The sequence below is a fragment of the Lacicoccus qingdaonensis genome (genome assembly GCF_900101075.1).
Lineage (GTDB): Bacteria > Bacillota > Bacilli > Staphylococcales > Salinicoccaceae > Lacicoccus > Lacicoccus qingdaonensis.
Window position 1 is genome coordinate 57,370 of the sequence record NZ_FNFY01000006.1, and the last position, 26,445, is coordinate 83,814.

At 44.6% G+C, this 26,445-nt stretch carries 28 protein-coding genes; 23 read left to right on the top strand and 5 right to left on the bottom strand.

Annotated features, from left to right (window positions below; translation table 11 throughout):
* Window positions 1–28 precede the first annotated feature (28 nt).
* The 3 genes from BLR15_RS05330 to BLR15_RS05340 are packed head-to-tail and all read left to right on the top strand — an operon-like array spanning window position 29 to window position 1,313.
* Window positions 29–331 carry a hypothetical protein gene (locus BLR15_RS05330; protein ID WP_092985426.1) on the top strand — a complete coding sequence of 101 codons (303 nt, stop codon included), beginning with the start codon at window positions 29–31 and terminating at the stop codon, window positions 329–331.
* A gap of 46 nt (window positions 332–377) precedes the next feature.
* A complete protein-coding gene (locus BLR15_RS05335; RefSeq protein WP_092985428.1) occupies window positions 378–719 on the top strand; it encodes a hypothetical protein in 342 nt (113 codons plus the stop codon).
* 30 nt (window positions 720–749) lie between these two features.
* Window positions 750–1,313, top strand: coding sequence for a GNAT family N-acetyltransferase (locus BLR15_RS05340; protein ID WP_092985430.1), 564 nt, complete (start codon window positions 750–752; stop codon window positions 1,311–1,313).
* Here the strand turns inward: BLR15_RS05340 and BLR15_RS05345 are convergent.
* Window positions 1,308–1,910 (bottom strand): LOG family protein, encoded by a 603-nt coding sequence (locus tag BLR15_RS05345; protein WP_092985432.1) that lies wholly within the window; start codon window positions 1,908–1,910, stop codon window positions 1,308–1,310. The genes BLR15_RS05340 and BLR15_RS05345 overlap by 6 nt on opposite strands.
* 25 nt (window positions 1,911–1,935) lie before the next feature.
* The gene (locus BLR15_RS05350) at window positions 1,936–2,946 is read right to left on the bottom strand and encodes a hypothetical protein (RefSeq protein WP_092985434.1); all 1,011 of its coding nucleotides are present in this window, start codon (window positions 2,944–2,946) and stop codon (window positions 1,936–1,938) included.
* A 132-nt stretch (window positions 2,947–3,078) separates the two neighbouring features.
* Here BLR15_RS05350 and BLR15_RS05355 point away from each other — a divergent pair, with 132 nt between their 5' ends.
* Entirely contained in the window at window positions 3,079–3,789 is a 711-nt protein-coding gene (locus BLR15_RS05355) for a DUF542 domain-containing protein (RefSeq protein ID WP_092985436.1), read from the top strand.
* A gap of 50 nt (window positions 3,790–3,839) precedes the next feature.
* Here BLR15_RS05355 and pnpS read toward each other — a convergent pair whose 3' ends face one another.
* Both pnpS and BLR15_RS05365 read right to left on the bottom strand, forming a co-directional pair.
* Window positions 3,840–5,630: a two-component system histidine kinase PnpS gene (gene pnpS / locus BLR15_RS05360; protein WP_245696618.1), complete on the bottom strand. Its 1,791-nt coding sequence runs from the start codon at window positions 5,628–5,630 to the stop codon at window positions 3,840–3,842.
* On the bottom strand, window positions 5,627–6,322 hold the full coding sequence (locus BLR15_RS05365; protein ID WP_092985438.1) for a response regulator transcription factor: 696 nt from the start codon (window positions 6,320–6,322) through the stop codon (window positions 5,627–5,629). The genes pnpS and BLR15_RS05365 overlap by 4 nt, the downstream gene beginning before the upstream one ends.
* Before the next feature lie 194 nt (window positions 6,323–6,516).
* On the opposite strand from BLR15_RS05365, the gene BLR15_RS05370 reads away from it, so the two are divergent.
* The 11 genes from BLR15_RS05370 (at window position 6,517) to BLR15_RS05420 (ending at window position 18,490) form a co-directional block, all read left to right on the top strand.
* On the top strand, window positions 6,517–10,188 hold the full coding sequence (locus BLR15_RS05370; RefSeq protein ID WP_092985440.1) for a nitrate reductase subunit alpha: 3,672 nt from the start codon (window positions 6,517–6,519) through the stop codon (window positions 10,186–10,188).
* The gene (narH, locus tag BLR15_RS05375; protein WP_092985442.1) at window positions 10,178–11,731 is read left to right on the top strand and encodes a nitrate reductase subunit beta; all 1,554 of its coding nucleotides are present in this window, start codon (window positions 10,178–10,180) and stop codon (window positions 11,729–11,731) included. Before BLR15_RS05370 ends, narH begins: the two co-directional genes overlap by 11 nt.
* Entirely contained in the window at window positions 11,724–12,302 is a 579-nt protein-coding gene (narJ, locus tag BLR15_RS05380; protein WP_092985535.1) for a nitrate reductase molybdenum cofactor assembly chaperone, read from the top strand. Before narH ends, narJ begins: the two co-directional genes overlap by 8 nt.
* Entirely contained in the window at window positions 12,295–12,969 is a 675-nt protein-coding gene (gene narI / locus BLR15_RS05385) for a respiratory nitrate reductase subunit gamma (protein WP_092985444.1), read from the top strand. Before narJ ends, narI begins: the two co-directional genes overlap by 8 nt.
* A 30-nt stretch (window positions 12,970–12,999) precedes the next feature.
* Window positions 13,000–13,455, top strand: coding sequence for a GAF domain-containing protein (locus tag BLR15_RS05390; protein ID WP_092985446.1), 456 nt, complete (start codon window positions 13,000–13,002; stop codon window positions 13,453–13,455).
* Entirely contained in the window at window positions 13,452–14,495 is a 1,044-nt protein-coding gene (locus tag BLR15_RS05395) for a sensor histidine kinase (RefSeq protein ID WP_092985448.1), read from the top strand. The genes BLR15_RS05390 and BLR15_RS05395 overlap by 4 nt, the downstream gene beginning before the upstream one ends.
* A complete protein-coding gene (locus tag BLR15_RS05400; RefSeq protein WP_092985450.1) occupies window positions 14,492–15,142 on the top strand; it encodes a response regulator in 651 nt (216 codons plus the stop codon). The genes BLR15_RS05395 and BLR15_RS05400 overlap by 4 nt, the downstream gene beginning before the upstream one ends.
* Before the next feature lie 19 nt (window positions 15,143–15,161).
* Window positions 15,162–15,692 carry a hemerythrin domain-containing protein gene (locus tag BLR15_RS05405; RefSeq protein ID WP_092985452.1) on the top strand — a complete coding sequence of 177 codons (531 nt, stop codon included), beginning with the start codon at window positions 15,162–15,164 and terminating at the stop codon, window positions 15,690–15,692.
* A gap of 106 nt (window positions 15,693–15,798) precedes the next feature.
* A complete protein-coding gene (locus BLR15_RS05410) occupies window positions 15,799–16,956 on the top strand; it encodes a nitrate/nitrite transporter (protein WP_092985537.1) in 1,158 nt (385 codons plus the stop codon).
* A gap of 12 nt (window positions 16,957–16,968) precedes the next feature.
* A complete protein-coding gene (locus BLR15_RS05415) occupies window positions 16,969–17,973 on the top strand; it encodes a ThiF family adenylyltransferase (RefSeq protein ID WP_092985454.1) in 1,005 nt (334 codons plus the stop codon).
* 10 nt (window positions 17,974–17,983) lie between these two features.
* Entirely contained in the window at window positions 17,984–18,490 is a 507-nt protein-coding gene (locus tag BLR15_RS05420; protein ID WP_092985456.1) for a MogA/MoaB family molybdenum cofactor biosynthesis protein, read from the top strand.
* A gap of 227 nt (window positions 18,491–18,717) precedes the next feature.
* Here BLR15_RS05420 and moaC read toward each other — a convergent pair whose 3' ends face one another.
* Window positions 18,718–19,194, bottom strand: coding sequence for a cyclic pyranopterin monophosphate synthase MoaC (moaC, locus tag BLR15_RS05425; RefSeq protein ID WP_092985458.1), 477 nt, complete (start codon window positions 19,192–19,194; stop codon window positions 18,718–18,720).
* Between the two features lie 63 nt (window positions 19,195–19,257).
* On the opposite strand from moaC, the gene BLR15_RS05430 reads away from it, so the two are divergent.
* The 8 genes from BLR15_RS05430 to BLR15_RS05465 are packed head-to-tail and all read left to right on the top strand — an operon-like array spanning window position 19,258 to window position 26,436.
* Entirely contained in the window at window positions 19,258–20,517 is a 1,260-nt protein-coding gene (locus BLR15_RS05430) for a molybdopterin molybdotransferase MoeA (protein WP_092985460.1), read from the top strand.
* Window positions 20,518–20,973: a molybdopterin-guanine dinucleotide biosynthesis protein B gene (gene mobB / locus BLR15_RS05435; protein WP_092985462.1), complete on the top strand. Its 456-nt coding sequence runs from the start codon at window positions 20,518–20,520 to the stop codon at window positions 20,971–20,973.
* The gene (locus tag BLR15_RS05440; RefSeq protein ID WP_092985464.1) at window positions 20,970–21,413 is read left to right on the top strand and encodes a molybdenum cofactor biosynthesis protein MoaE; all 444 of its coding nucleotides are present in this window, start codon (window positions 20,970–20,972) and stop codon (window positions 21,411–21,413) included. Before mobB ends, BLR15_RS05440 begins: the two co-directional genes overlap by 4 nt.
* Before the next feature lie 2 nt (window positions 21,414–21,415).
* On the top strand, window positions 21,416–21,649 hold the full coding sequence (locus BLR15_RS05445) for a MoaD/ThiS family protein (protein WP_092985466.1): 234 nt from the start codon (window positions 21,416–21,418) through the stop codon (window positions 21,647–21,649).
* Window positions 21,649–22,221, top strand: coding sequence for a molybdenum cofactor guanylyltransferase (gene mobA, locus BLR15_RS05450; protein ID WP_092985468.1), 573 nt, complete (start codon window positions 21,649–21,651; stop codon window positions 22,219–22,221). The genes BLR15_RS05445 and mobA overlap by 1 nt, the downstream gene beginning before the upstream one ends.
* Window positions 22,222–22,232: 11 nt before the next feature.
* Entirely contained in the window at window positions 22,233–23,258 is a 1,026-nt protein-coding gene (gene moaA, locus BLR15_RS05455; protein WP_092985470.1) for a GTP 3',8-cyclase MoaA, read from the top strand.
* A 53-nt stretch (window positions 23,259–23,311) separates the two neighbouring features.
* Window positions 23,312–24,880, top strand: a complete 1,569-nt coding sequence (locus BLR15_RS05460; RefSeq protein WP_092985472.1) for an ATP-binding cassette domain-containing protein — start codon at window positions 23,312–23,314, stop codon at window positions 24,878–24,880.
* A complete protein-coding gene (locus BLR15_RS05465) occupies window positions 24,877–26,436 on the top strand; it encodes an amino acid ABC transporter ATP-binding/permease protein (RefSeq protein WP_092985474.1) in 1,560 nt (519 codons plus the stop codon). The genes BLR15_RS05460 and BLR15_RS05465 overlap by 4 nt, the downstream gene beginning before the upstream one ends.
* Window positions 26,437–26,445 lie beyond the last annotated feature (9 nt).

Consider the following 26,445-nt stretch of genomic DNA (forward strand, 5'->3'; position numbering starts at 1 on the left):
GACAACATTGGTAAAAGGAGAGTTCATCTTGAAAAAAGCGATTATACTAGTGTTATCGATGGCGCTTTTAAGCGCCTGCAGCAGTGAACCGTCACAGGCGGAACAAGATTTGGAAGATGTGAATAATGATATCAGTGAACTTCAAAGCGAGATACAGTCGGTCCGCAGTGAAAACGAGACCGTTGAAAGTGATATCGAAAATAAGGAAAAAGAGTTGGAAGAATTATCATCCGGTGACTCCAGTGACGATTCAGATGAGAATGCTGAGGAAAATACAGAGGAAGAAGATATTGTCGGTTCTGAAGAGGAACCATCAGAAGATGGGGAATGATGCATCCGTTGGATGAAATAATATATCAAGTAAGGAGATTGATAATATGCACGAGAAAAAATTTGCGTTAATAGAAGGAGAAACTTTTACGATAGATGAACTGGGCAGGGAAATAGAAGAAATTGTCGATTCCAAACTTGTTAATTTAACAGGTACGAAAGAAAGAGTCGTTGCTCAGAAGCCGAGCCCCGACCAGAATTTTGAAACATTTACCATCAAATTCAACCTGGATGATCTGCCTGATTTTGTAGACGTTGTTGCAACGACTGAGAAAAAAGAGAATTTCGAAGACTATGACTTTGACAAAGATAAACTGAAGGTCCGTCTGATCAGCTATATCAGACAGGAATCCCCTGAAAACAATGAAAGTGAACATGTGAGCGAATAGATGCAAAGTAATTAGTGATTGAGGGTCAATATGAAATATATTAAAACAAAGAGATTAATATTACGTGACTGGAAAGAAAGTGATATTCCCAAGTTCATCAGATTAAACGGTGATAAAGATGTCCGGCGCTACTTTCCCAATGTCGCCACGCCCGAAGAATCCAAAGAATTTGTATTGAGTGCCCAGAGCGACATCGACGCCAGAGGTTTTGGATTGTTTGCCGTCGAGCGCAGAGATACAAATGAATTCATCGGTTTTACCGGCATTCAGGTGTGGGAAGAGGAAGGGCCGTTGAAACTTCATTTTTTACCGACCATTGAAATAGGATGGCGCTTCGCCAAGCAGCACTGGAACCAGGGATTTGCAACGGAAGCGGCACTCGGAGTCGTGAAGTTTGTTGAGCGTAACACTGATATCAAAGAGATTTATGCCTATGCTTCAAGCATCAATTATCCCTCGATTAACATCATGTTGAAACTGGGGATGGAAAAAGTGCAGACTTTTGAACATCCTCTCATAATGGAGGGACATTCACTTAAAACCCAGGTGGTATATAAAACAGACGTTAAAAAAAGGCATCGCTTCAGATTATGAGCGATGCCCTTTTTGCAGGTCTTTATACGTTCTGACCTCTACAGGTTCAAAGTCTTTAAATTGATGTATGAGTGATGAAAAGTCCTCGCCCAGGAACAACTGCTTCATGTATTTATCATCCAGATATTCTTCGGAAATCATCTTATCGAACATGGCGAGCAGAGGATCAAAGTAATTTCTCGTATTGATAAGTCCGAGAGGCTTTTCATGGAGCCCGATCTGCCCCCATGTATACATTTCAAAAAATTCCTCGAGCGTGCCTGCACCGCCCGGCAGGGAAATGATTGCATCGCCCAATTCATTCATTATGGCTTTTCTTTCATGCATCGTTTCCACTATCTCCAGTTTATGAAGCCGCTGGTGGGCAAGTTCACGATCGACAAGGAACTGTGGTATGACACCAGTCACTTTGCCGCCGTAATCTACAGTGCCGTTTGCAACAGCACCCATCATACCGGCGGAACCGCCGCCGTATACCAGTTCATAACCGCCTTCTGCAATATTTCTGCCCAGCTGGTAGGCTGCTTCTTCAAATTCAGGCAGCCTTCCAGACGTGGCGCCGCAGAACACAGTAATACTTTTAAACTCCACTGACATTCACCCGCAATCTGCTCATTTCAACTTAAAACTGTTGGCGTTTTTTGTTGATTTTCTTTTCCAGCTTCTGTTGTTTCTTATTCTTCGTCATATTTTTTTCTATGCCTGATTTACGTCCGTGCTCGGCATAATACTGTTCAGCCTGTTCACGGTGCTTTTCAAACAAAGATTTTTCAGTATTGTCGTCACTTTCTTCAGGGGATCTCGTGTCCTCATTGTCATAATCGACAGTATAATCAAGCTTACTGTGGTGTTTTTTGAAAAGTTCCCCGGGTTCGAACCCTTCAATGTTTTCTTCGTGATTTTTGACTTTATCGAAATATAGCTGCTGTACATCCTGTGTCATGTTAATCTCCTCGTCATTTGATGGTATGGCATCCATTCTATCATTTTTTTCATCTTCAGTATATTCATCATCCTGAATATTCAGGCGGTCCTCGTCCTGTTCAGTCAATGAAACACGGCTCATTGACTGATCTTCTTCATAAAATCTTGCGACATCCTGGTTATCGACATTAGTATCGAGCGCCGCTTCTGTCTGAGGATCAATCCTGTTTACATCCATGATCAGACTGTCGCTCACGGTCATGCCCGCCATTTTTTCTTCGTTTGACATGCCTGGATTCGACTGCATGATTTTAGGTACTTTGGGTTTTGCCGTCTGTTCGCTCTCCAGTCTCTTCTCGCGGTGTTTCTCTTTGTCCTTTTCAAATTGCTCTAGCAGCTTGTCCTCTTTTTTTATGCTGCGTTTATAGGACTGCATATCTTTTTTATATGAGCGTTCCAGTCTTTTATCATTTATTTTACTGCCGACTGTATCGACGGCTGACTTGCTCGTCTGATAGACGTTCGAACTGGTCGCTTTTACAGACTGATAAGCCTCTTCGCCCTTATCTTTTACATTATGGTAAGTATTGCTTGAAAAACGGTTCAGTCTCTCAATATCCGGATGTTCTTTAATATGTTTTCTCTCTGTAAATAAAGGGATTAATATGATGGGCAGGACATTTAACAGTGTTTTAATATTTTTATTCATGAATAGACCTCCATGGCATTTATTAATAATTATATAATACCCTGAGTGAACTTTCATTAAACTGAGTGCATTACGTTTTAAAATTATAAATATGGTAATAATACTAATAACGAGACAAGGAGGCACCATTTTATGAAAACTATAACATCCGATATGACATTGAAGGACATTGTAAATGAAGCCCCGGGGGCAGGAAACATTTTCAGGGAGCTGAGAATAGATTTTATCCATAATGGCGACAGGACCCTGGACGAAGTCACTGCCGAGAAAAACTTGAGTCTTGAAAATCTTATTTATGAAATCAATGAACTGGAGCCTGTGAACGAAGACGGGATCGATTTGAAGTACATGGACGAAAAAAGTGTTCTGACTTATATACAGAGAAAATATCATGAAGATTTAAAGGATGAACTGCCGGTGCTTGAAGAATATCTGGAGCATGCGGTCAAACAGAATAAAAAACGTCAGCCGGAGCTGGAAGAAGTCGAAGAATTATTTAAAAATATAAAGACGACTTTCCTCGAGCATGTCAACAATGAGGATAATACAGTGTTTGATATGATCGACACTTATCTGGGTGCACCGAATTCCCATCATTTTGAGGCTGTGAAACCGCATATGACAAGTTTGAAATCTGAACATGAAAATCTGGCAAAAACCTTTTATGAATTAAGAGCGCTCACCGGCGATTACACATTAAACAGCGGTGCGACAGCTGAACTCAGACTGGTCTACCACAGGCTGGAAAAACTCGAAAAAGATGCATTCAACCATTTCTATCTGGAAAACAATAAGCTGTTCGACGGAATTTATGAAAAACAAAAAACAATATCCGATTTTTAATAAAAGAACCCCCGTCCGATGAAGATTGTCTTCATCGGACGGGGGTTTGTTCATGGCTGTCTGATAGGGAAAGTGACTGTGAATGTCGTCCCTTCGCCTTCGATGCTGTCGAGCTTGATATCACCCTGGTGAGAATCCACAAGGTGTTTGACTATCGCCAGGCCAAGACCTGTTCCGCCTGAGTTTCTGGAACGGGCTTTATCCACCCTGTAAAAACGTTCGAACACCCGCGGGACACTTTCTTCAGGGATGCCGATTCCGGTGTCTCTGATATATATATGCACATCAAATTCGGTCACTTCGACCGATATGTTGATACTTCCGCCCTCGCCTGTATAGTTAATCGAATTGGCGACAAGGTTCAACAGTATCTGGTTGAGCCTGTCGCTGTCCCCTTCGATGGTTACTTCATCGGTTGACGGCGGCAGGGTCACTGTCAATGATTTTTCCGAAATGGATTTGGAAAGTGTTTTTTCAATGCTGTGAATGAGAGAAATCAGGTCTACACTGCTTAAGTTGAGCGGCGTGACTTTATTTTCAATTCTTGAAAGGTGGAGCAGATCGCGTATCAGACGGTCAAGGCGCTCACTTTCATTATATATGATTTCAAGAAAAGTACGTGTCGTTGCTTCATCGTTCACTTCGCCGCCAAGCAGTGTTTCTGAAAAACCTTTGACGGATGTGACAGGCGTCTTCAGCTCATGAGATACGTTGGCGACGAAATCACTCCGCATTTTTTCCAGCCTTTTAAGATTGGTTATGTCATGAAGGACAATGATTACGCCACGCTGTTTCCAGCCATTGCCGTAAAATGGGCCGAAGTGGGCGTCGAATACATTTTGGGAAAGGCCTTCGGAAGTAATTTCATCATGTATTTTTTCATTATCTTCAAAAATGGCTGCAATGTATTTTCCAAGATTCAGGTTATCATCAAAATCTTTGTAATGCTGACCGACGATATGCTGGTTATGCTGTTCCAGAAACCGTTCCATTGCAGAGTTGATCATGATGATCTGGCCTTCCTGGTTGACGAGCATCACACCGCTCACCATATTGGATAATATCGTGGACAGCTGCTGTTCATTTTCATGAAGGGCACGCATCTGGTTCTGCAGATTCATCGCCAGTTCATTCACTGATTGGGAAAGTTCCCCGATTTCCCCGGTGACTTCCGTATGTACTCTGCTGCTGTAGTCTTTTTCACCTAGACGCCTGGTCACTTTGATGATGTCTGTGACAGGACGTGTAATACTGCGTGACAGAATACTCGCAGTAATGGCGGTAATTAAAAGAATGATGCCAAGAAAAACGGCAAGGCCGCGCCAGAATACGACCATCGTATCATTGATGCTGTTCAGCGGGAGCGAAGTTCTGATCACTCCGAGCAGCGACCCGTCGTCATCATAGATCGGGTTTGCGACGTACATCATGTCAATATCCTCAGTCACGCTGTATCTGACAGATTCACCGATGTCCTGGTCACGGTTCATGATATCCTGGACTTCAGGGCGGTCGATGTGGTTATCCATCGTTGCCGGATCAGATTCTGAATCGGCCAGTACCACACCTTCAGTATCGATGACGGTGAAGCGCATATTGACGGGCTCTCTGAAAAGTTCAATCCTCGACTGCAGGTCTTCCGTCCCGCTTTCCATATCACTCGCTTCGAGCAGCTGGGCAACCAGCTCCGCATTTTCATAAAGATGCTCGCTGGTCATCTCCTCAAATGCATTTTCACTGACATTGGCTACAAAGAACCATAGAAATATCAGCAGGGTCAATGTTAATAAAGAGAATGCCAGGGAGATCCTGAACCACAATCGATCGATCAGACGGGTCATTCAGCCGGTCCTTCAAATTTATAGCCGAATCCACGTATCGTCCGGATATATATCGGTTTCTTCGTATCCGATTCGATTTTTTCACGCAGATGGCTGATATGCACATCGACGATTCTTGTATCACCGTCATATTGGAAATCCCAGACACCGTTCAGCAGCTGATCCCTGCTCAGCACTTTGCCCCTGTGGTTGGCAAGATATAAAAGCAGTTCAAATTCTTTCGGAGTGAGAATGAGCTGCTCCCCTTTGAAATAGACATCATAACGCTCAAGGTGTATCTCCAGATCACCTATTTTTATCACTTGTTCGGACTGTTCCACATCTTCCACCTGGGAACGACGCAGTATCGCCTTCACGCGGGCCACGACTTCACGCGGGCTGAAAGGCTTGGTCAAATAATCATCGGCCCCGAGCTCGAGACCTAATATTTTATCGAATTCATCATCTTTGGCTGTCAGCATGAGGATGGGTGTATTCAATTTTTCCTGTCGTAAAGCTTTACATACATCCATACCGTCCATTCCCGGCAGCATCAAATCCAGAACGATCAGATCAGGTTTTTCTTTAAGAGCGGTATCAAGACCTTTACGGCCGTCTTCTGCTGTCAAGACATCATAACCTGCCTGCTCCAAATTGAATTTTAGTAAAGTTACAATAGATGGTTCATCATCGACTACAAGAACTGTGCGCATTCAAGCGCCTCCTTTCAATTTTGAACAGCTTATACCGACTATATTTTATCATATTGTAATGACTTAATTGACTTTCTTTACATATCCTTAACAATCTAGGTTTCAATGATTAGGACTTTCCCTAATATTATTCTGACAAATAAAAACAGATAATAAGAGTATCTTGAAAGAAATGTATTTGGAGGAGAACGCTAATGGACAAACTCTTTGGTCTTCATTTCTTTAAACCGACAGAGAAGTTTAACGGAAATTGGTCAATATTAGAAGAAAAAAGTCGTGAATGGGAAAAAATGTATCGGCAGAGATGGAGTCATGACAAAGTTGTCAGAACCACTCATGGTGTAAACTGTACCGGCTCATGTTCATGGAAGGTGTTCGTTAAAAACGGCATCATTACATGGGAAAACCAGCAGACGGATTACCCTTCATGCGGTCCGGACATGCCTGAATATGAACCGAGAGGATGTCCTCGAGGTGCATCATTCTCATGGTATGAGTACAGTCCGATGCGAATTAAGTTTCCATACATGCGCGGAAAGCTATGGCGCCTGTGGCAGGATGCACTTGAGGAACACGGAGATCCGATCAAAGCCTGGGGAAGCATCGTAGAAGATCCTGAAAAGTCAAAATCATATAAACAGGCCCGGGGCATGGGCGGCCATGTACGAGTAACATGGAGAGATGTCACCAAACTTATTGCGGCCCAGTTGATTTACACGATTAAAACACACGGTCCGGACAGAATCGCAGGTTTTACGCCAATTCCTGCAATGAGTATGCTCAGTTACGCGGCAGGTTCCAGATTCATCAGCCTGCTTGGCGGTGAGATGCTGAGTTTCTACGACTGGTATGCCGACCTTCCGAATGCCTCGCCGCAAATCTGGGGAGACCAGACGGACGTACCCGAATCAGGGGACTGGTACAACTCGAACTACTTGATGATGTGGGGTTCAAACGTACCACTCACAAGAACGCCGGACGCACACTTTATGACTGAAGTACGTTATAAAGGGACTAAAATAGTATCCGTTGCCCCTGACTATGCTGAGAACGTCAAGTTTGCGGATAACTGGCTGGCACCGAATCCAGGGACGGATGCGGCACTGGCACAGGCGATGGCTCATGTAATACTTGACGAATTCTACCATCAGCGCCAGGAGCCGATGTTCATCAATTATGCAAAGAAATTTACGGATCTGCCTTTTATGATTCTTCTGGATGATTTCAAAGATTCATTGAAAGCAGGGCGCTTCCTGAGAGAAAGCGATCTTGGCATCGACAGTGAAAATGCGGATTGGAAACCGGTTATTCTAGATGAAAACACCGGAGAAATGATTGCGCCGAACGGCACGATGGGACAGAGATGGGAAGAAGGCAAGAAGTGGAATCTGAATTTAAAGCGTGATGACGGTTCGGAAATAGATCCGGCGATGACCGTTGAAAAATTCGAAGGTGAACAGATCAACATCGAATTTCCTTTCTTTGACAACGGCGGCAACGGCACATTCACCCGCCCGATCATGGCCAAAAAAGTTACATTGGCTGATGGATCGACTAAATATGCGGCAACGATTTATGATTTGATGCTGTCACAGTATGGTGTAAACCGGTTCGGCTCAGAGTTCGAAGCTAAAGGGTATGACGATGAGGAGTCGGTCTACTCACCAGGATGGCAGGAAAAGATTACATCAGTCAAGCAGTCGGTCGTCGTACAGATTGCCCGTGAATTTGCGCAGAATGCGGTGGATACCGACGGCCGCTCGATGATCATCATGGGTGCGGGCATCAACCACTGGTTCAACTCAGACACTATTTACAGAGCGATTCTTAACCTGGTCATGCTGTGCGGCTGTGTCGGTAAAAACGGCGGCGGCTGGGCACATTACGTGGGACAGGAAAAAGTCCGCCCGTATGAAGGATGGGGCCATGTCGCCTTCGCCAAAGACTGGCAGGCTCCGCCGCGTCAGCAAAACGCGACGAGCTGGTTCTACTTTGCAACAGAACAGTGGAGATATGAGGAATCCGGAGCGGATACACTTCAGTCACCGACGTCAGAAGATATAGAATACAAACATCCAGCCGACTATAATGTACTGGCGGCAAGACTTGGATGGCTGCCTTCATATCCGCAGTTCAATAAGAACAGCCTTGACTTCTATGAAGAAGCGAAAGCAAATGGCGATGATTCGGACGAAGCGGTAATCGACCTCGCAGTCGAGCAGCTGAAAAACAAAGAAACCAAGTTTGCAGTTGAAGATCCGACGGCATCTGAAAACCATCCGAAGACATTATTCGTATGGCGCTCGAACTTGATATCCTCCTCGGCAAAAGGGCAGGAATACTTCATGAAGCATCTGCTGGGCACAAAGAGCGGTCTGCTCGCGTCCCCGAATGAGGACTTCAGACCTGAAGAGGTCGAATGGGGAGAAGATGTTGAAGGCAAACTGGATTTACTTATTTCAATAGATTTCCGAATGACGGCAACACCGATCTACTCGGACATAGTATTACCTGCTGCCACATGGTATGAGAAACATGATATTTCAAGTACGGATATGCACCCGTTCATCCATCCGTTCAACCCGGCAGTAGACCCGTTATGGGAATCCAAATCAGACTGGAACATATTCCGCGATCTGGCTAAAGGATTTACGAATATGGCCGAAGAACACCTGCCGGGCAAGTACAAAGACCTGGTCACATCTCCACTGGCACATGATACAGCTCAGGAGATTTCACAGCCTCTCGGACTGGTCAAAGACTGGTCCAAAGGTGAAATTGAAGCAATTCCGGGCAAGACGATGCCTGCGTTTAAAGTGGTCGAGAGGGACTTTACACAAGTGTACGATAAGTTTATTACAGCAGGACCGGGCTTCAGGGGTAAAATCGGGGCACACGGTGTTTCCTTCGATGTCACCGAGCAGCATGAACAACTTAAATCCATGAACGGTGTCTACACAGACGGATCGATCAAGGAAGGACTGCCGAAGATGGATACTGCAAGAAGGGCGGCGGATGTCGTTCTGCACGTGTCATCATGTGCGAACGGTGAAGTTTCCCAGAAGTCGTACCAGGACCTGGAAGAGCAGACCGGGCAGGAATTGAGGGATATTTCAAGCGCACGTGAAAATGAAAAGATTACTTTCAACAATATTACGGCGCAGCCGAGAGAAGTGATTCCGACGGCAGTATTCCCCGGTTCCAACAAGCAGGGCAGACGTTACAATCCATTTACGACAAACGTTGAACGTGATGTACCGTTCAGAACATTGACCGGCAGACAGTCATTCTATATCGACCACAACATGTTCCTGCAGTTCGGGGAAGCACTGCCGGTGTACAAACCGACTCTGCCGCCGATGGTATTCGGTTCTAAAGACAAGAAGATCAAAGGTGGAGTAGATTCATTAGTCTTAAGGTATTTAACACCGCACGGCAAGTGGAATATCCATTCGACCTACCAGGATAACCTGCACATGCTGACGCTGTTCAGAGGCGGACCGACAGTCTGGATTTCCAATGTCGATGCAGAAAGACACGACATAGATGACAACGAATGGCTGGAAGTCTACAACAGAAACGGTGTCGTCGCAGCAAGGGCGGTCGTATCACACAGAATGCCGGAAGGTACGATGTTCATGTACCACGCCCAGGATAAGCATATCGAAGTACCCGGCTCGGAAATTACAGATACACGCGGCGGAAGCCACAACGCTCCGACGAGGATTCATATGAAGCCCACCCAGATGGTAGGCGGTTATGCCCAGATAAGTTACGGTTTCAACTATTACGGTCCGATCGGTAACCAGAGAGATGTATACGTAGCTGTAAGAAAAATGAAGGAGGTCAATTGGCTTGAAGATTAAAGCGCAAATTGCAATGGTGATGAACTTGGACAAATGTATTGGATGTCATACGTGCAGTGTTACTTGTAAGAGCACCTGGACGAACAGACCTGGTGCAGAGTATATGTGGTTCAACAACGTGGAGACCAAACCGGGAATCGGTTATCCGAAGCGTTGGGAAGACCAGGAACACTATAAAGGCGGCTGGAAACTTAAGAACGGCCGTCTGGAACTGAAAAGCGGCACTAAATTATCCAAAATCGCTTTAGGTAAAATTTTCTACAACCCTGATATGCCTGAAATGAAAGAATACTACGAACCTTGGACTTATAACTATCAGGACCTGATTACAAAAGAAGAAAGTGAGCACAGCCCTGTGGCAACTGCACATTCAGTAGTATCAGGCGAAAAAATGGACTTGGAATGGGGCCCGAACTGGGAAGACGACCTTGCCGGTGGACACATTACAGGACCGCAGGATCCAAACATCCAGAAAATCGAAGAGGAAATCAAATTCAACTTTGAAAAGACGTTCATGATGTATCTGCCGAGACTGTGTGAACACTGTCTGAATCCGAGCTGTGTAGCCAGCTGTCCATCAGGTGCAATGTACAAACGTGACGAAGACGGCATTGTTCTTGTTGACCAGGAAGCATGCCGCGGCTGGAGATATTGTATGACCGGCTGTCCTTACAAGAAAGTATACTTCAACTGGAAAACGAACAAAGCTGAAAAATGTACATTCTGTTTCCCTCGTGTGGAAGCGGGTCTGCCGACTGTATGTTCTGAAACATGTACTGGCAGAATGCGCTATTTAGGTGTTCTTCTGTACGATGCCGACCGTGTACTTGAAGCTGCATCTGTAGAGGATGAGAAAGACCTTTATGAAGCTCAGCTGGATCTGTTCCTTGACCCTAATGACCCTGAAGTGATTGCACAGGCGGAAAAAGACGGCATTTCCGATGACTGGATTGAAGCGGCACAAAACTCGCCGGTTTACAAACTGGCAGTGGAATATAAGCTTGCGTTCCCGCTTCACCCTGAATACCGTACAATGCCGATGGTCTGGTACTGCCCGCCACTCAGCCCGATCATGAACTATTTTGAAGGTAAAGACTCAATCAAAAATCCGGATGCAATTTTCCCAGCGATTGATGAAATGAGAATCCCGGTACAGTATCTCGCGAATATGCTGACAGCAGGTGACACAGAAGCCATAAAAGGTGCACTTCAAAAAATGGCGATGATGCGCCAGTACATGAGAGCAATCTCAAGCGGCAAAGATTTTGATGAAAGCAGATTGGACCGTGTCGGCATGACAGCCAACGAGACAAAGATGATGTACCGTCTGTTGGCAATCGCGAAATATGAAGACCGTTTTGTAATACCGACTTCCCACCGTGAACAGTATACGGATCCTTACCGTGCACAAGGTTCAACAGGCTATGGTTTTGGCGGCGACGATTGTGACGGCTGTGGTCCGGTAATGGCTGCAACTACAAACAATAAGACCGGCAAAGAAATTTATGAAGAGAATTTCTATGGGGGAATTTGGCGTGATTAATCTTGATGAAGTGTATAAATACAAGAAATCATTTGGATTTTTCTCAAATCAATTAACTTTTCCAAGGAAAATAGATTTTCATCCAAGAGAATTTGAAGGGGCGTTCGATTCGTCCCATCCAGCTTTTCCTTATATAAAGCAATACTGGGAGGATATGCATGAAATCAGCCTGGATGATATCCAGCAGGTATATACCCAGACGTTTGATTTTGACAGAGATACAAATCTTTATATGACATACTTTAAATTTGAAGAACAAAAAGAACGAGGACAAATGCTGGCAAAACTGAAGGTATTGTATGAAATGTTCGGATTGAAAATGCCGGATAATGAACTGAGTGACTATCTGCCTCTGATGCTGGAGTTCCTTTATGCAGCAGAATGGCAGGGTGACGACCGGGCGGAGGAGAGTCTGACCCTGTTGATCATGGTGTTGGAAGACGGTACATATCATATGATCCAGGCCTTGGAAAGAAATAAAAGTCCGTATTTTAACTTGATTAAAGGATTACGGGAAACTTTTAAAGCATGTGTAGATGAGTCGACGAAAGAGGGCGAACAAAATGTTTGAACAATTTTTATGGGTTATATTTCCCTATCTATGTATCGCTATTTTTATCGTCGGCCATATTTGGCGCTATAGAATCGACCAATTTGGCTGGACGGCAAAATCAAGTGAATTTATTGAAAAGAAACAATTGATGATCGGCAGTATCATGTTTCATTTTGCAGTAATACCAGTGTTTTTCGGTCATATCGTCGGATTGTTCATACCGGCACACTGGTTGAATGCAATCGGTGTCACCAACCATATATATCATCTTGGTGCAGTATATGTCGGTGGTTTTTTCGGTATTGTCATGCTGATCGGTATGTTTTTACTTACATTCCGCAGAATTACAAACAAATCCATCCTTCGTTTAAGTTCCGTCTCAGATATGATTGTGAACTTCCTACTGTTATTTATAACATTTATAGGTGTATATGCTACACTGGTTACAAATAATATTGTGACAGATTTTGATTATCGTCAGACGATTTCAGTGTGGGTAAGGGGACTGGCAACATTTTCACCGGATGCAGCTGTGATGCAGGATGTCCCTCTCACATTTAAAATTCATGTACTTTCAGCATTTCTGATTTTTGCACTTTGGCCGGCAACGAGACTTGTACATGCATGGAGCTTACCATTCAACTATGTTGGCAGAAGTTATGTAGTCTATCGTAAGCATAAGTAGGCGATTGATTAAAATTGGTGGGAGATAGTTATGAATCAATCAATCAGAAACACGTTGCACAGTTTAAAAGAGAAGTACGAATTTGAAATCATTGCTCTGACGGATACGACCAACAGCCGCGGAAATTTCACTTTCAAATGGAAGTATGTTTTCGGCAGTGAAAATCAGCGCTGGAAGCGGATGGAGCTCAGAAAAGGGGCTGGGCTGCCAGGTCTGGTACTGAAAACGGGAAAATCACTGGTAATCCAGGATGTTCATAAAATATATGATGAGGAAGGGCTGCTCAGCTATCCCATCTTATATTTTGAGAAGGTGAAATCCTTTGTGGCAATGCCGATCTGGAGTGATGATGAAGTAGTTGTGGGAGTACTCGTTTTAGGCAACAGGCAACCTAGTCAGATCAGCGAACTGAAATACGAAGCATTAAAAACGGATGTGGAAGAAACATTACGCATAGAAATATTAAAAGAGATGATGGCTATATGAAAACACAGGACCTGACATCGCTCTTAAAAGCGATGTTTCATCAATCTAAAGAGATGATCATATTCGTAGACAGACATGGCGAAATTGTCTATATGAATGAAGAGGCACAAACTACATTGGACGAACGAGATTATGACCGCAATCAATTTGTTAATATTTGCGGTCATTGTTTAGGTGTGGGCAATAATGACAGTTACGACTGCAGCAACTGCTTTCTGCTGTCCAGGGAAAAGTTGACTTTCCAAGTTTATATGCGCACCCAAAGCGGTGAGAAAGCAGCCTATGTTGCAAACTTCCAGCAGATCGACCACGAAAACAACATCAGTGTATTCACTTTGAATCCTTTATCGGAACTTATGAAACAGCAGGAGTTTGAACATCAGAAACTGTTGACCCAGAGAATCATACAGGCACAGGAGAACGAAAGAAAAAGGATTTCCAGGGATCTGCATGACGGTGTTACCCAGGAACTTTTGAATCTGCTGATTGAAATGAGATTGTTCAAATATACTCTGGACCGCGAAGAATTAGATGAAAAAATAAAAAACTCCGAGGATACGCTCAGCTACCTGCTAGATTATGTTCGGAATATCTCAGTAGAACTGAGACCTGCCAGCCTTGACGATTTGGGTATTGAAGCTGCTCTCAAAACACACTTTAAATGGACTGAGAAACAGTACGGTATTCTGGTTGATTTCGACACCAACCTTAAAAGTCAAAGATACCAGCCGGAAATAGAAACTGTGGTCTACCGTGTGATACAGGAAGCTGTATTCAATGCGGCCAAATACTCAGAGAGTGATGAAGTATCAGTCAAACTTCAGGAAGTCTTATCCTTTAACGCCGTACACATTCATTTTGAAATCAAAGATGAAGGCAATGGCTTTATTATGGAAGATGACCCGAAAGGCTCAGGTCTCGGTCTATTTGGTATGCAGGAAAGGATCAGCAGTGTCAACGGCACTCTGAACATCAACAGTGAACCGGGTGTCGGCACCAAAGTGGAAGGTTTTATACCTGTGGAGGAGAGTATTGTATGAGATTAGTGATTGCAGATGATCATGCTGTTGTAAGAACCGGTTTTACGATGCTGCTCAATTATCAGGAAGATATGGAAGTGGTAGGTACTGCAGCAGATGGGACGCAGGCTTTTGAAAAAGTGAAAGAACTGTCGCCTGATGTACTTCTGCTCGATCTAAGCATGCCCCCTGGTGAATCCGGACTGTTCGCAGCAAGTAAGATTCACGAAGTGTTCCCCGATGTGAAAATTTTGATACTCACCATGTACGATGATGAAGAATATATTACACACACTTTTAAAAGTGGTGCATTGGGATATATATTGAAAAACTCACCGGATGATGAACTGATCCGTGCAATAAGAACGGTTGCCAAAGGGGAGCGTTATATCGATCCCGTATTGATGAACGATTCTTTTGAAAAATTCCTGACCAGTGATGAGACGCTGGAACACGACAAAGAACCGTTTAACATACTGACCCAGAGAGAGCTCGAGATTCTTCCTCTAGTGGCAAAAGGTTACGGCAATAAGGATATTGCTGAAATGCTCTATATCTCAGTTAAAACCGTAGAGGCGCACAAATCCAGAATTATGGATAAACTTGATTTATCATCAAGGCCGGAACTGGTGGAGTATGCTGTTAAAAAGAAGCTTTTCGATATTTAATGATAGGTGATGGATATCAATGAAGACTAATGAATTTAAATATAAAGTCAAGGCGCTGCGTGTTTTAGAAAATGAACACCATTATATCAGGCATCTGATGAATGAATGGTTCCAATTCGTGTTGAAATTTGAAAATGATGACGTATACAGCCGTCTTGAAGGTATGATGGCAATCAAGGAAATCAGGGAACAACTGAAAACTTTCCGTGTGCCGCTGAAAAAGCATCAGGAAAAAGAAGAAAAGTATTTCTTTCCCATGCTCGGGGTATATATCGGCTATGAACAAGGTCCGATATTATCTATAGAAGAGGAGCATGCAGAAATAGATGCTTATATCGATCACTTCCTGCATCATTCCGAACAGGTTTCGACTGAAATGGATATCAGTACGATGCATGACATGGTAAAAGATGTGATGGAAGCGTATGAAGTTTTGATGGTACATATGGTCAAAGAGGAAGCTGTACTTTTTGATATGGCGGAAAAGATGCTGAAGCAGATTGACGAAGAAGTTTTATTGGAGCAAGTGAATACATTAATTGTAGAATAACAAGGTTTATATAGGGATTTCCCTCTTTCAACGCTTTCTGATTCGTTTTATAATAAGATTGTAAATGAAATCACAAACTAGTGAGGTTGATCGTATGTCAGAGACTATGGAAAAAAAACAGTTATTTCTTCAAACATTCAGCTTATTGGTTGGATTCATGGTGTGGACACTGCTCGCACCATTATTTCCGGAAATCGTGCAGGATATTCCTGAAGCTGCATCGCAACAGGCATTAATCATCGCTTTGCCGACGATACTGGGTTCGATTTTAAGAATTCCATTCAGTATTATGACAAACAGAATCGGAGCACGGTTGGTATATTTGGCGAGTTTCATCTTTTTGCTGATTCCAGTCTTTTATTTGAGTATAGCGACGACAACGACAGATTTAATCATTGCGGCAGTATTTTTAGGTATCGGGGGAGCGACGTTCAGTATTGGTGTAACTGCCCTTCCTAAATACTATGAAAAGAACAAACACGGTTTCGTCAACGGTGTTTATGGTATGGGTAACATCGGTACGGCGGTCACAAGCTTTGGTGCACCGGTTCTTGCTGGTATGCTCGGCGGCTGGCAGGCAGCTGTACAGACTTATCTGATTATCCTTGCGCTGTTTGCACTTCTGCAGTTATTCCTCGGGGATAAAAACGAAAAGAAAGTCAGTCTGCCGCTCGGCAAACAGTTTAAAGAAGCGATGTCGGATTACAGGTTCTACTTCCTGAACTACTGGTATTTCATCACTTTCGGCGTATTCGTCGCATTCGGTATCTTCCTGCCGAACTATCTGGTGACGTTCTTTGAACTGTCCACAGCCGATGCCGGTTTCAGAACAGCAGGGTTCATAGTGATAGCGACACTGCTCAGACCTATCGGCGGCATGCTTGGTGATAAATATGACCCGATTACCATGGTGATCATATCATTTGTCGCCCTGACATTTTCAGGACTGCTGCTGTCATTTACTTATGAAAGTCTTATCATGTTCACCATCGGCTGTTTATTGACGTCGGTATTCGCAGGTATCGGAAATGGTCTTGTGTTTAAATTCGTGCCGATGTACTTCTCGCAGCAGTCGGGAATCGCAAACGGTTTTGTAGCCATGATGGGCGGACTCGGAGGATTCTTCCCGCCGCTTGTGATGCAGTCGACTTTCGAAGCGACAGGCACATATATGCTTGCATTCCACCTTTTGACGGGTGCCTGTGTGATCGCTTTGTTTACAATGTTCTATCTGCGTAGTAAAGTTAAGACAAATAGTATTTAGAGAGTGGATATAATGAATCGTTACTCAAGACAGACTTTATTCAATAAAATAGGCAGTGAAGGACAGCGCCTCATCGGATCTCGTACGGTACTCATCGTCGGGGTGGGGGCGCTTGGTTCGCTTTCAGGCGAAATGCTTGCCCGGGCGGGTGTCAAAAAGCTTATTCTGATCGACCGGGACTACGTTGAAATGTCCAATCTGCAAAGACAGACACTGTATACGGAAGTGGATGCCAACGACAAAATGCCAAAGGTCATCGCTGCAAAAGAACGGCTCGAAAATATCAGGAGCGATATGGAGATCGAGACACATATTGCCCATGCTGATGCCGTTTTGATGGAATCGCTGGCAAAAGAAGCGGATATCATTTTGGATGGTACGGACAATTTCGATACCCGGATGCTGATCAATGATGTGGCATTCAAGCTCAATAAGCCGTGGGTGAATGCGGCATGTGTGGAAGCTTCATATTCCAGCTGCGGATTTGTACCGGGTCAGACCCCGTGTTACAGATGCCTGGTGCCGGTGCTGCCGACCACGACTCTGACCTGCGATACGGTCGGAGTGATTTCTCCGGCAGTGCATATGGCGGTCTCAGAGCAGGTGACAACTGCCTTCAAAATCATGACCGGTCAGTTTGAAGCGCCGTATTATATGCGGATGGGCAACACATGGGATATGGATCATATGAAGTTCAAGATCGACGGTATGGCTGATTCTGAATGTCCGACATGCGGCACCCATGAGTTTCCTGAACTTAAAGCCGGGAGCGGCTCCCAGATGTCAATGCGTCTATGCGGCAGGGATACGGTACAGTATATAGATGAGCGTCTGACTAAGGACACTGTAGTGAAAGCTCTGGCCACCAGAAATATATCCATGAATGAAACGCCGTATTTTGTTGAGTTCAAATACGATGATTACCGTATCGTCAGTTTCAATAACGGGCGTTTATTGATACATGGAGCAGACCGGACGAATAAGGCCAGAACCATAGTGAACCAATTATTCGGATAGGAGAATATAAATGAGCATAGTTGAAAGAATTGACCGTGATATTAATGTTGCGGTGATTACTGTAAGTGATACGAGAACCGTAGAAACTGACAAAGGCGGCAGGCTGGTCCAGGAATATCTGGCAGAGATCAATACAGTGGTTGAAGAAGACAACTACAAAATTGTCAAAGACGATGCCGCATCGATTACAAAAGCCGTTTCCGCCATGCTGGATAAAGGTGTAGACGCGGTGATTACCACCGGCGGCACAGGCATAGCAAAAAGAGATGTGACAATTGAAGCGGTCAGACCGTTTTTCGATAAGGAAATTGAAGGTTTCGGAGAAATCTTCCGTATGCTGAGCTACACGGAAGACATCGGGTCAAGAAGTATTCTTTCAAGAGCCGTCGCAGGTACACATGCCGACCAGGTCATCATTTCGATGCCCGGCTCAAGCGGAGCTGTCAAGCTGGCTATGGAAAAACTTGTCGTTCCTGAACTGAACCACCTCATATTTGAAGTGACAAAAGAAGACTGATAGACATACGACGTCCGGCATATACATCTGTATATCGGGCGTTTTTTTATTTGAGGAAATGTCCCGCTGCTTACTTAGCTGTGGAAATGCCATCAGGTGAGCAGAAATAAAGAAAACCTGCTCACTTAGCTGTGGAAATGCCATCAGGTGAGCAGCGGAAATAAAAACCTGCTCACTCGGAGTCAAAAAGTACTCCAGGTGAGCAGGCATGCACACATATTCAGTTATTAGGCTGTATAATCTCCGGATTTGCCGCCGGATTTGGATACGAGCTTGGTTTCGTGGATGATCATGCCTTTATCGAGTGCCTTGCACATGTCGTACACAGTGAGTGCGGCGGCGCTTGCTGCGGTGAGAGCTTCCATTTCGACGCCGGTCTGACCTTTTGTTTTCACTTCCGTAACAATGTTCAGAACGTATCCGGACCCGGTATCCCAGCTGAATGAAATATCCACACCGGACAGTGACAGCGGGTGGCACATCGGTATGATCTGGTGTGTATTTTTTGCGGCCATGATGCCGGCAATCTGGGCAACTGAGAGTACGTCGCCTTTTTTGATTTTATCTTCGGCAATCGCTTCATATATATCTTCTGTGACTTCTACCGAGCTGGATGCTCTTGCGATTCTCACAGAAACCTCTTTATCTGAGACGTCGACCATTTTAGCGCGTCCTTCTTCATTAAAGTGAGTGAATTCGTTCATTCCAATCATCCTTTCTAGTACAATAGATTATAACAGAAAAAGTTTTAGAAAGTAGGAGACTTAATGACTTTAAATAGAAAACCGATTCAAGTAAGTGAAGCAGTGGGACGGGTTTTGGAAAATGTAACGGTGACGGCTACCGAAGTTGTATCCTACCTCGATGCCCACGGACGCATTTTGGCAAATGATCTTGTCGCAACGCATGACGTGCCTTTATTTACAAAGTCGGCAATGGACGGCTTTGCGATCAGGGCGGCTGACTCAAAAGGTGCAAGCGGCGATAACAGGGTGCCTTTCAAAGTGGCCGAAGAGGTGCCGGCCGGTTCGACGAGTGATTATGTTTTGCGTGAAAATGAAGCATTCAGAATCATGACGGGGGCAGAAATCCCTGAAAGTGCGGATACTGTCGTGATGTTTGAACAGGCGAAGGAAACGGATGAAGGTTTCACAGTGCGTAAAACTTTCAACCCGGGTGAAAACATTGCCATGCAGGGAGAAGAGAGTTCCGAAGGTGATATCATTTTAGAAAAAGGGTCGCTTATCAATCCGGGCACCGTCGCTGTACTTGCAACATTCGGCTACAGCGAAGTGGAAGTGTATAAAAAACCGGTCGTCGGTGTTTTATCTACGGGCAGTGAGCTTTTGGATGTGGACGAGGACCTTGTGCGCGGTAAAATCAGAAACTCGAATACTCCGATGATTCTTGCCCAGCTTAAAAGAGCCGGCATAGAAGGCAGGAGATATCACATGCAGAGTGATGATCTGGATACGCTGCATGACAATATGAAGCAGATGCTCGAAGAAGTGGACATGGTCATTACAACAGGCGGCGTGTCTGTCGGCGATTACGACCTTCTGCCGAAAATCTACGACAGACTCGGTGCAGAAGTGCTGTTCAATAAAGTGGCGATGAGACCGGGCAGTGTGACGACGGTCAGCAGAGTGGGCGATAAGTTCTTGTTCGGCTTAAGCGGCAACCCGTCCGCCTGTTATTCAGGGTTTGAACTGTTCGTGCGCCCTGCAGTCCAGGCTATGATGGCTTCCGAAAATGTGCATGCGCCGTTCATCGATGCAATTCTGGATGAGGATTTCACGAAACCGAACCCGTTCACGCGCTTCATCCGTGCCGAAGTGCAGTATGTGAAAGGCGAGGTCTACGCCAAACCTTCCGGCTTCAACAAATCGAATGCGGTGACTTCAATCGCGAAAAGTAACTGTGTCATCGTTATGCCGGGCGGTACTCGCGGATTTGAAAAAGGTGACGCGGTCAAAGTGATGATGACGGACGTGACTTCAAGTGCCGACCGTTTCGGAGTGGAATAGATGAAGATTCTGCAGATTACCGGCTTTAAAAACAGCGGCAAGACGACGACGGTCAACCGCATGGTTCAATATCTCAAGAGGCAGGGCCATAAGGTGGCGGTCATCAAGAATCATCATCGTGATGATGTTCATGACGCGACGACCGATACCGGGAAGTTCATAGAAAGCGGTTCGGATTTCACAATGCTGAATACGCCAGGCACCGTGATGACCGTTGAAAATAAAGAGCCGGATCTGAAGCAGCAGATAGAAGACTTTTCCGAGCGTGTAGATTTTATTTTGATAGAAGGTTATAAAGACGAGGGCTATCCTAAGATTTTTATGGAGTATTCTTTCAAAAGCGGTCACACAAATTTAAATAATATCGGTCTTCGGAATGTGTTAAAAACATTTGATATACGTTATGATGAAGAGACTATCATGACTTGGTTCAAAGAATGGAGTATGGATGAATGAAACAGTTTGAAGTAGTTGAAACACCGCTTGAACCCATGAAATATCATGAGTTTGTACTGAATGAAAAACAGGGTGCCATCTGTACATTTACCGGACATGTCCGTGAATGGACGAAAGGTACCCAGACGATATATCTGGAATATGAAGCATATGTTCCAATGGCCGAAAAAATGCTTGCGCAGATCGGCGAGGAGATTTCAGAACGCTGGCCGGGGGTGCTGACTTCAATCGGCCACCGTATCGGCAAACTGGATATATCCGATATTGCCGTGGTCATCGTTACAAGTTCTCCGCACAGGGCGGACAGCTATCGTGCAAATGAGTACGCGGTCGAACGTCTGAAAGAGATCGTCCCGATATGGAAAAAAGAAATATGGTCTGATGGTGAGGAATGGATTGGAGATTCCCGTCATTATCATTCCAGTATAGAGGAGAAATGATCATGAAAGTAATGCTTTTTGCCGGACTGAAGGAAAAGGTGGGCAATGATGTCATTGAACTGGATACAGATGGTTCAATGAAAGTGATAGATTTGAAAAACAGAATTTATACGGACTATCCGAGTCTGGATGGCGAGGTATTCCAGGTTGCGAGCAATGAATCGTTCGTCAAGGATGATCATACTTTATCAAGTGGAGATATGATTGCGCTTATACCGCCGGTGAGCGGCGGCTGATGAAAACGATCGGCGTAGTGCTGGCGGGCGGTAAGTCCACCCGCTTCGGCGAACAGAAAAGTCTGTATGAATTGGGTGGTAAAAAGATGTACCAGCATGTTTACGATGTTTTATCGGACACTGGAGTGTGTGATGAAATAGTCATCAATACAAATGAGACGCTTGCACCGTATTTTGACTATAAGACGGTCATCGATGATGAAGACTACCCGGATTACGGGCCGCTCGGCGGGCTGTATGCAGCAGCGAAGGCCTATCCGGGTGACAGGCTTCTGGTCGTGTCATGCGACACGCCTTTCATTACGGCGGAATGGCTGAAAAAGCTCCATGATTCGGCGCTCGCCAATCCAAATACTTTCATTGTCTCAACGGAAGATGATAAAATGCATCCAACAATCAGTGTCTTCCAGGGGACTGATTTAAAGGATGAACTAAAAGGGCAGCTCAAGACGGAACGACTGAGCTTCAAGGCGTTCTTCAACAACCGGAGTGTCAAAATGCTTGATGTATCCGATACGGAAGTGAGCCCGGAAGTCTTCAGGAATATAAATTATAAAAGTGATATAGAATAAGGAGGGATGCTATGACTGAACAGATTACAGATAAGTTTGGCAGACCGATCAGAGACCTTCGCATCTCTGTAACAGATAAATGTAATTTCAGATGTCGTTATTGCATGCCCAAGGAGATATTTGGCGATGACTTTCAATTTATGAAGCAGGATGAACTGTTATCCTTTGAAGAAATTGAACGGATCGCAAAAATATATGCAGGCATGGGCGTTAAGAAATTAAGGATTACCGGCGGTGAGCCGCTACTCCGTAAAGATTTACACGAGTTAATAGCAATGTTGAATGATATAGAAGGCATTGAAGATATCGGATTGACAACGAATGGTCTGTTGTTGAAGAAACACGGGCAGAAGTTATACGATGCAGGTCTTCGTAGATTGAACATCAGCCTGGATGCGCTGGATGACGAACTTTTCGGGCAGATCAACGACAGAGGCATCGGGACATCGAGAATACTGGAACAGATCAAATACGCACAGTCCATCGGATTTGAAATCAAGGTGAACATGGTGGTCCAAAGAGGCCTCAACGAACATGAAATCATACCGATGACACGTTACTTCAAAGAGCTGGACTGTGTGACACTGCGTTTCATCGAGTTTATGGACGTCGGTAACGATAACGGCTGGAACTTCGATAAAGTGGTCACCAAAAAAGAAATCATGGAGATGCTGGATAAAGAGTTCGACCTGGAACCGCGTTCTCCGAAATATTATGGTGAAGTGGCCAAAGTGTACCGTCATAAAGATGCACAATCTTACTTAGGGTTCATCACGAGTGTGTCTGAGAGCTTCTGTTCCACATGTACTCGTGCGAGACTGTCATCCGACGGTAAATTCTACGGCTGTCTGTTTGCTGTAGAAGGATTTGACATTAAAACATTGATGCGTGAAGGCATAGACGATTCAGAGCTCCAGGATATTCTGGTCGGAGTATGGAATAGGCGCGACGACCGCTATTCTGAAATCAGAACTGAAATCACTGAAGAAAGACGCCAGGCGCGCAAGAAAATCAATATGAGTTATATTGGAGGATAAAACGTGAAGATTACTTCACGTTTTTTTCAAATTAAAAATAGGAAGCGTTAAGAATGAAAATAGAATTTCCAAGGAAATGGTTAATAATCTATGCACTGATTTCTCTGCTGATGGTTATATTTTATGTCTTTTTTGGACATTATCTGTCGGTCATCCTGTCTGACTTCATCGTCGGAAATCAGTCGTTATCATATACTCTGCTCGCTTGGATGCTGATTTTCTTCACGGCATTCATACTTTTGCGTGCAATTTATCAATACAGTACCGCCCATGTCGCACATAAGCGCATGGAGAGCTACGGCAACAGGCTGTTATCCAAAGTGGATGATACGACGAATAAAAAATCCGAATCCTTCCTGAATGCGCTGTACGTGCACCTGGAAAAATACCGGCCGTTTGAGCAGGTGTTCATACCGACGATCGTCAACACGATGGTCAAGCTCGTCGTCATCATCTTCGTGCTGTTTTTCGTGCACAGAAATGCTGCCATCATCCTGCTTCTGACAGCACCGTTTGTCCCACTCTATTACGTGCTTGTTGGGCTGCAGACAAGGGATGAGTCATATAAGCAGGCCTCGCAATTCGATGGTATGGGCACTTTATTTTTAAACCTGGTGCGCGGTAAGGACACTGTCCGTTATACAGGTTCGAAAGAATCTGTAAAGGGGCGTCTGGAAGAGAATAATAAGGACTTCGTATCACAGACGATGAAGATCTTGAAATATGCATTCCAATCATCCCTGATGCTTGAGTTTATAACGATACTCGGTATCGGACTTGTGGCGCTCGAAATCGGGCTGCAGATCATCATATTTGAAAATATCACTTTTTATGCGGCCTTCTTCGCCCTGCTGCTCGCTCCGGAATTTTATAATGCGCTGAAAGTGCTCGGCGTCGAGTTCCATAACGGCCAGCTTGCAAGAGGTCATCTGGACAAGGTGAATGAATGGCTTGAGGCGCCGGCAAAGCATAAAGAGTACAGAGCAGTATCCCAGTCCGGCGATTATGCGGTCGAACTTGAAAATGTCGATATCGGCTATAATGAAAAGCGGCTCGTCGAAAATATAAATATCAAGTTTGAGCCCCGGACAATCAATTCGATTACCGGGCCGTCAGGAGAGGGCAAGACGACACTTCTGAAAACGATCGTGGGGCTGCTGCCGCCAAAAAGAGGAGATGTCAGGCTGTCCACGATGGATATCGGCTATATTTCAGATGAACTTTATTTCAATGACAGTACTTTGTTCGATTATCTTTCAGACGGCGGTTCCGGGGAGGAAGCGGTTCTCGGGATACTCGAAAAACTGAAGCTGATGGAGAGTGTGGACAAGCTGAAAGAAGGCATCCATACACCAATCGTAAATAATAATGTACCGTTTTCCGGCGGGGAGATCGTCCGTCTGAAAATCGCACGCGTACTGTTAAAACGGCCGGGCATCATCGTCATGGATGAACCGACCGAATTTCTGGATGCTGAAACGGAAAGCATTGTGCTCGATCAGCTGAATGAATTCAAAGAGTTTTCAACGATCATTGCAGTCGTTCACAGACGGAGATTACTGAATATCAGCGATACACATTATCACCTTGAAAATAAAAAGATTGAAAGAGGTGATATATGATGGAATATTTAAAGAATGAAAAGAAGCATGTGTTTTACAGCATACTGCTCGGCGTAATCGGCAGCCTGATCGGCATATCGATTTTCGGACTCAGCGGCTACATGATCAGTCTGAGCTATTTCGAGCCGCCGATATTTGTCATCCTGCTGATCATTTCAATGATCAAACTGTTCGGCATGACAAAAGGCGGACTGAAATATCTGGAACGTCTCCTGTCACACAACTCGACATTCAAACTGATTTCAAGGATGCGTACACGGTATTTCGAGTCGACGTTATTCGATGACAGGGACAGGCACAACGTCCGTTTCATCCAGACATTGAGCCGCCACTTCGAAGATATTGAAAATTATTATATTACCATCATCTACCCTTATGTTGTTGCACTATTGATGTCCATTGTCCTGATTTTATTATCTGCACTGCTCAATACGGCAATGGTGGTCATAACACTGTTTGTCACGCTGCTGATGCTCGGTGTTCTGCCTTTTGTCTTCAGCAGGTGGGACGATAAAATTGATGCGGAGTACGACAGGCTCGATACGAGTGCGTTTCTTAAGACGTACCAGTTCATACACGGTTATACAGACCTTTTCATCGACGGCAAAAACAAAGATGTTAAAGAAAGTATCGATAACAAGCTGAAATCAATCAGCCGAAATAAAAACAGAGGCAGCTTCAAGGATTCTATGATTGATTTTCTGAGCGGTATGGTCCAGCTCGCCATCATTACAGCAGTCATCATATTGATGCAGGATGACCATATTTTTCTAATACCGATGCTGATACTGCTGGTCATCAGTTTCTTTGAAGTACTGACTCCGGTTGTAGATCCGGCGAGCCAGTATTCCAATACTAAGCAGAAAGTTGGACATATAGAAAGTGAAGCATCGAATACCGGCAGTGAACCGGAGGAATCAGAACCGGACTTGACTTTGAAAAATGTTTCGTATAAATATCCTGCCGGTGCATACGAAGCACTGTCGGACGTCAGCATTACAGTGGCCGACGGACAGAAGCATGCGATTATCGGAAGCAGCGGTTCAGGCAAGACGACACTGCTCAACAGGCTCATTGAGAAGAAAGATATGGGCGTCATGCCGCAGTATCTGGACTTTTACAATGCGTCCATCCGGGATAATCTGACGATGTTCGGTCATTTCAAAATTTCAGATGAAGCGATAAAAAGCCTGCTTGCAGAGTTTGAACTGGAGCATTTCGCTCCTGATGATTTTGTTTATTATACGGGGCAGCTGTCAGGCGGCGAACAGAAGCGGCTGCACTTTATCCGGATGATCATAGAAGATGAAGACTGGTGGATACTCGATGAACCTTCGGCCAAGCTGAATAAAGAGCTGCAGGAAAAAGTATGGCAGTCGATTTTAGACAGGCAGACGGTCATAGTGAGTACGCATGATCTATCATATATTCATGAATTCGAACGTATCCACTTCATTGAGAACGGCCGTATTATAGAGAGCGGCGCATATGAAGACCTGATGGAGCGTCGGGGTGCGGTTCATGAAGCGGTTAAAAGATTCAGGGATTATTTGTAGATGAACGAT

Bases quoted from the DNA above. Each gene is read 5' to 3' on its own strand.
- BLR15_RS05335 (WP_092985428.1), top strand. From the start codon at position 378: ATGCACGAGAAAAAATTTGCGTTAATAGAAGGAGAAACTTTTACGATA.
- BLR15_RS05340 (WP_092985430.1), top strand. From the start codon at position 750: ATGAAATATATTAAAACAAAGAGATTAATATTACGTGACTGGAAAGAA.
- BLR15_RS05345 (WP_092985432.1), bottom strand. From the start codon at position 1,910: ATGTCAGTGGAGTTTAAAAGTATTACTGTGTTCTGCGGCGCCACGTCT.
- BLR15_RS05350 (WP_092985434.1), bottom strand. From the start codon at position 2,946: ATGAATAAAAATATTAAAACACTGTTAAATGTCCTGCCCATCATATTA.
- BLR15_RS05355 (WP_092985436.1), top strand. From the start codon at position 3,079: ATGAAAACTATAACATCCGATATGACATTGAAGGACATTGTAAATGAA.
- pnpS (WP_245696618.1), bottom strand. From the start codon at position 5,630: ATGACCCGTCTGATCGATCGATTGTGGTTCAGGATCTCCCTGGCATTC.
- BLR15_RS05365 (WP_092985438.1), bottom strand. From the start codon at position 6,322: ATGCGCACAGTTCTTGTAGTCGATGATGAACCATCTATTGTAACTTTA.
- BLR15_RS05370 (WP_092985440.1), top strand. From the start codon at position 6,517: ATGGACAAACTCTTTGGTCTTCATTTCTTTAAACCGACAGAGAAGTTT.
- narI (WP_092985444.1), top strand. From the start codon at position 12,295: ATGTTTGAACAATTTTTATGGGTTATATTTCCCTATCTATGTATCGCT.
- BLR15_RS05390 (WP_092985446.1), top strand. From the start codon at position 13,000: ATGAATCAATCAATCAGAAACACGTTGCACAGTTTAAAAGAGAAGTAC.
- BLR15_RS05395 (WP_092985448.1), top strand. From the start codon at position 13,452: ATGAAAACACAGGACCTGACATCGCTCTTAAAAGCGATGTTTCATCAA.
- BLR15_RS05400 (WP_092985450.1), top strand. From the start codon at position 14,492: ATGAGATTAGTGATTGCAGATGATCATGCTGTTGTAAGAACCGGTTTT.
- BLR15_RS05405 (WP_092985452.1), top strand. From the start codon at position 15,162: ATGAAGACTAATGAATTTAAATATAAAGTCAAGGCGCTGCGTGTTTTA.
- BLR15_RS05410 (WP_092985537.1), top strand. From the start codon at position 15,799: ATGGAAAAAAAACAGTTATTTCTTCAAACATTCAGCTTATTGGTTGGA.
- BLR15_RS05415 (WP_092985454.1), top strand. From the start codon at position 16,969: ATGAATCGTTACTCAAGACAGACTTTATTCAATAAAATAGGCAGTGAA.
- BLR15_RS05420 (WP_092985456.1), top strand. From the start codon at position 17,984: ATGAGCATAGTTGAAAGAATTGACCGTGATATTAATGTTGCGGTGATT.
- moaC (WP_092985458.1), bottom strand. From the start codon at position 19,194: ATGAACGAATTCACTCACTTTAATGAAGAAGGACGCGCTAAAATGGTC.
- BLR15_RS05430 (WP_092985460.1), top strand. From the start codon at position 19,258: ATGACTTTAAATAGAAAACCGATTCAAGTAAGTGAAGCAGTGGGACGG.
- mobB (WP_092985462.1), top strand. From the start codon at position 20,518: ATGAAGATTCTGCAGATTACCGGCTTTAAAAACAGCGGCAAGACGACG.
- BLR15_RS05440 (WP_092985464.1), top strand. From the start codon at position 20,970: ATGAAACAGTTTGAAGTAGTTGAAACACCGCTTGAACCCATGAAATAT.
- BLR15_RS05445 (WP_092985466.1), top strand. From the start codon at position 21,416: ATGAAAGTAATGCTTTTTGCCGGACTGAAGGAAAAGGTGGGCAATGAT.
- mobA (WP_092985468.1), top strand. From the start codon at position 21,649: ATGAAAACGATCGGCGTAGTGCTGGCGGGCGGTAAGTCCACCCGCTTC.
- moaA (WP_092985470.1), top strand. From the start codon at position 22,233: ATGACTGAACAGATTACAGATAAGTTTGGCAGACCGATCAGAGACCTT.
- BLR15_RS05460 (WP_092985472.1), top strand. From the start codon at position 23,312: ATGAAAATAGAATTTCCAAGGAAATGGTTAATAATCTATGCACTGATT.
- BLR15_RS05465 (WP_092985474.1), top strand. From the start codon at position 24,877: ATGATGGAATATTTAAAGAATGAAAAGAAGCATGTGTTTTACAGCATA.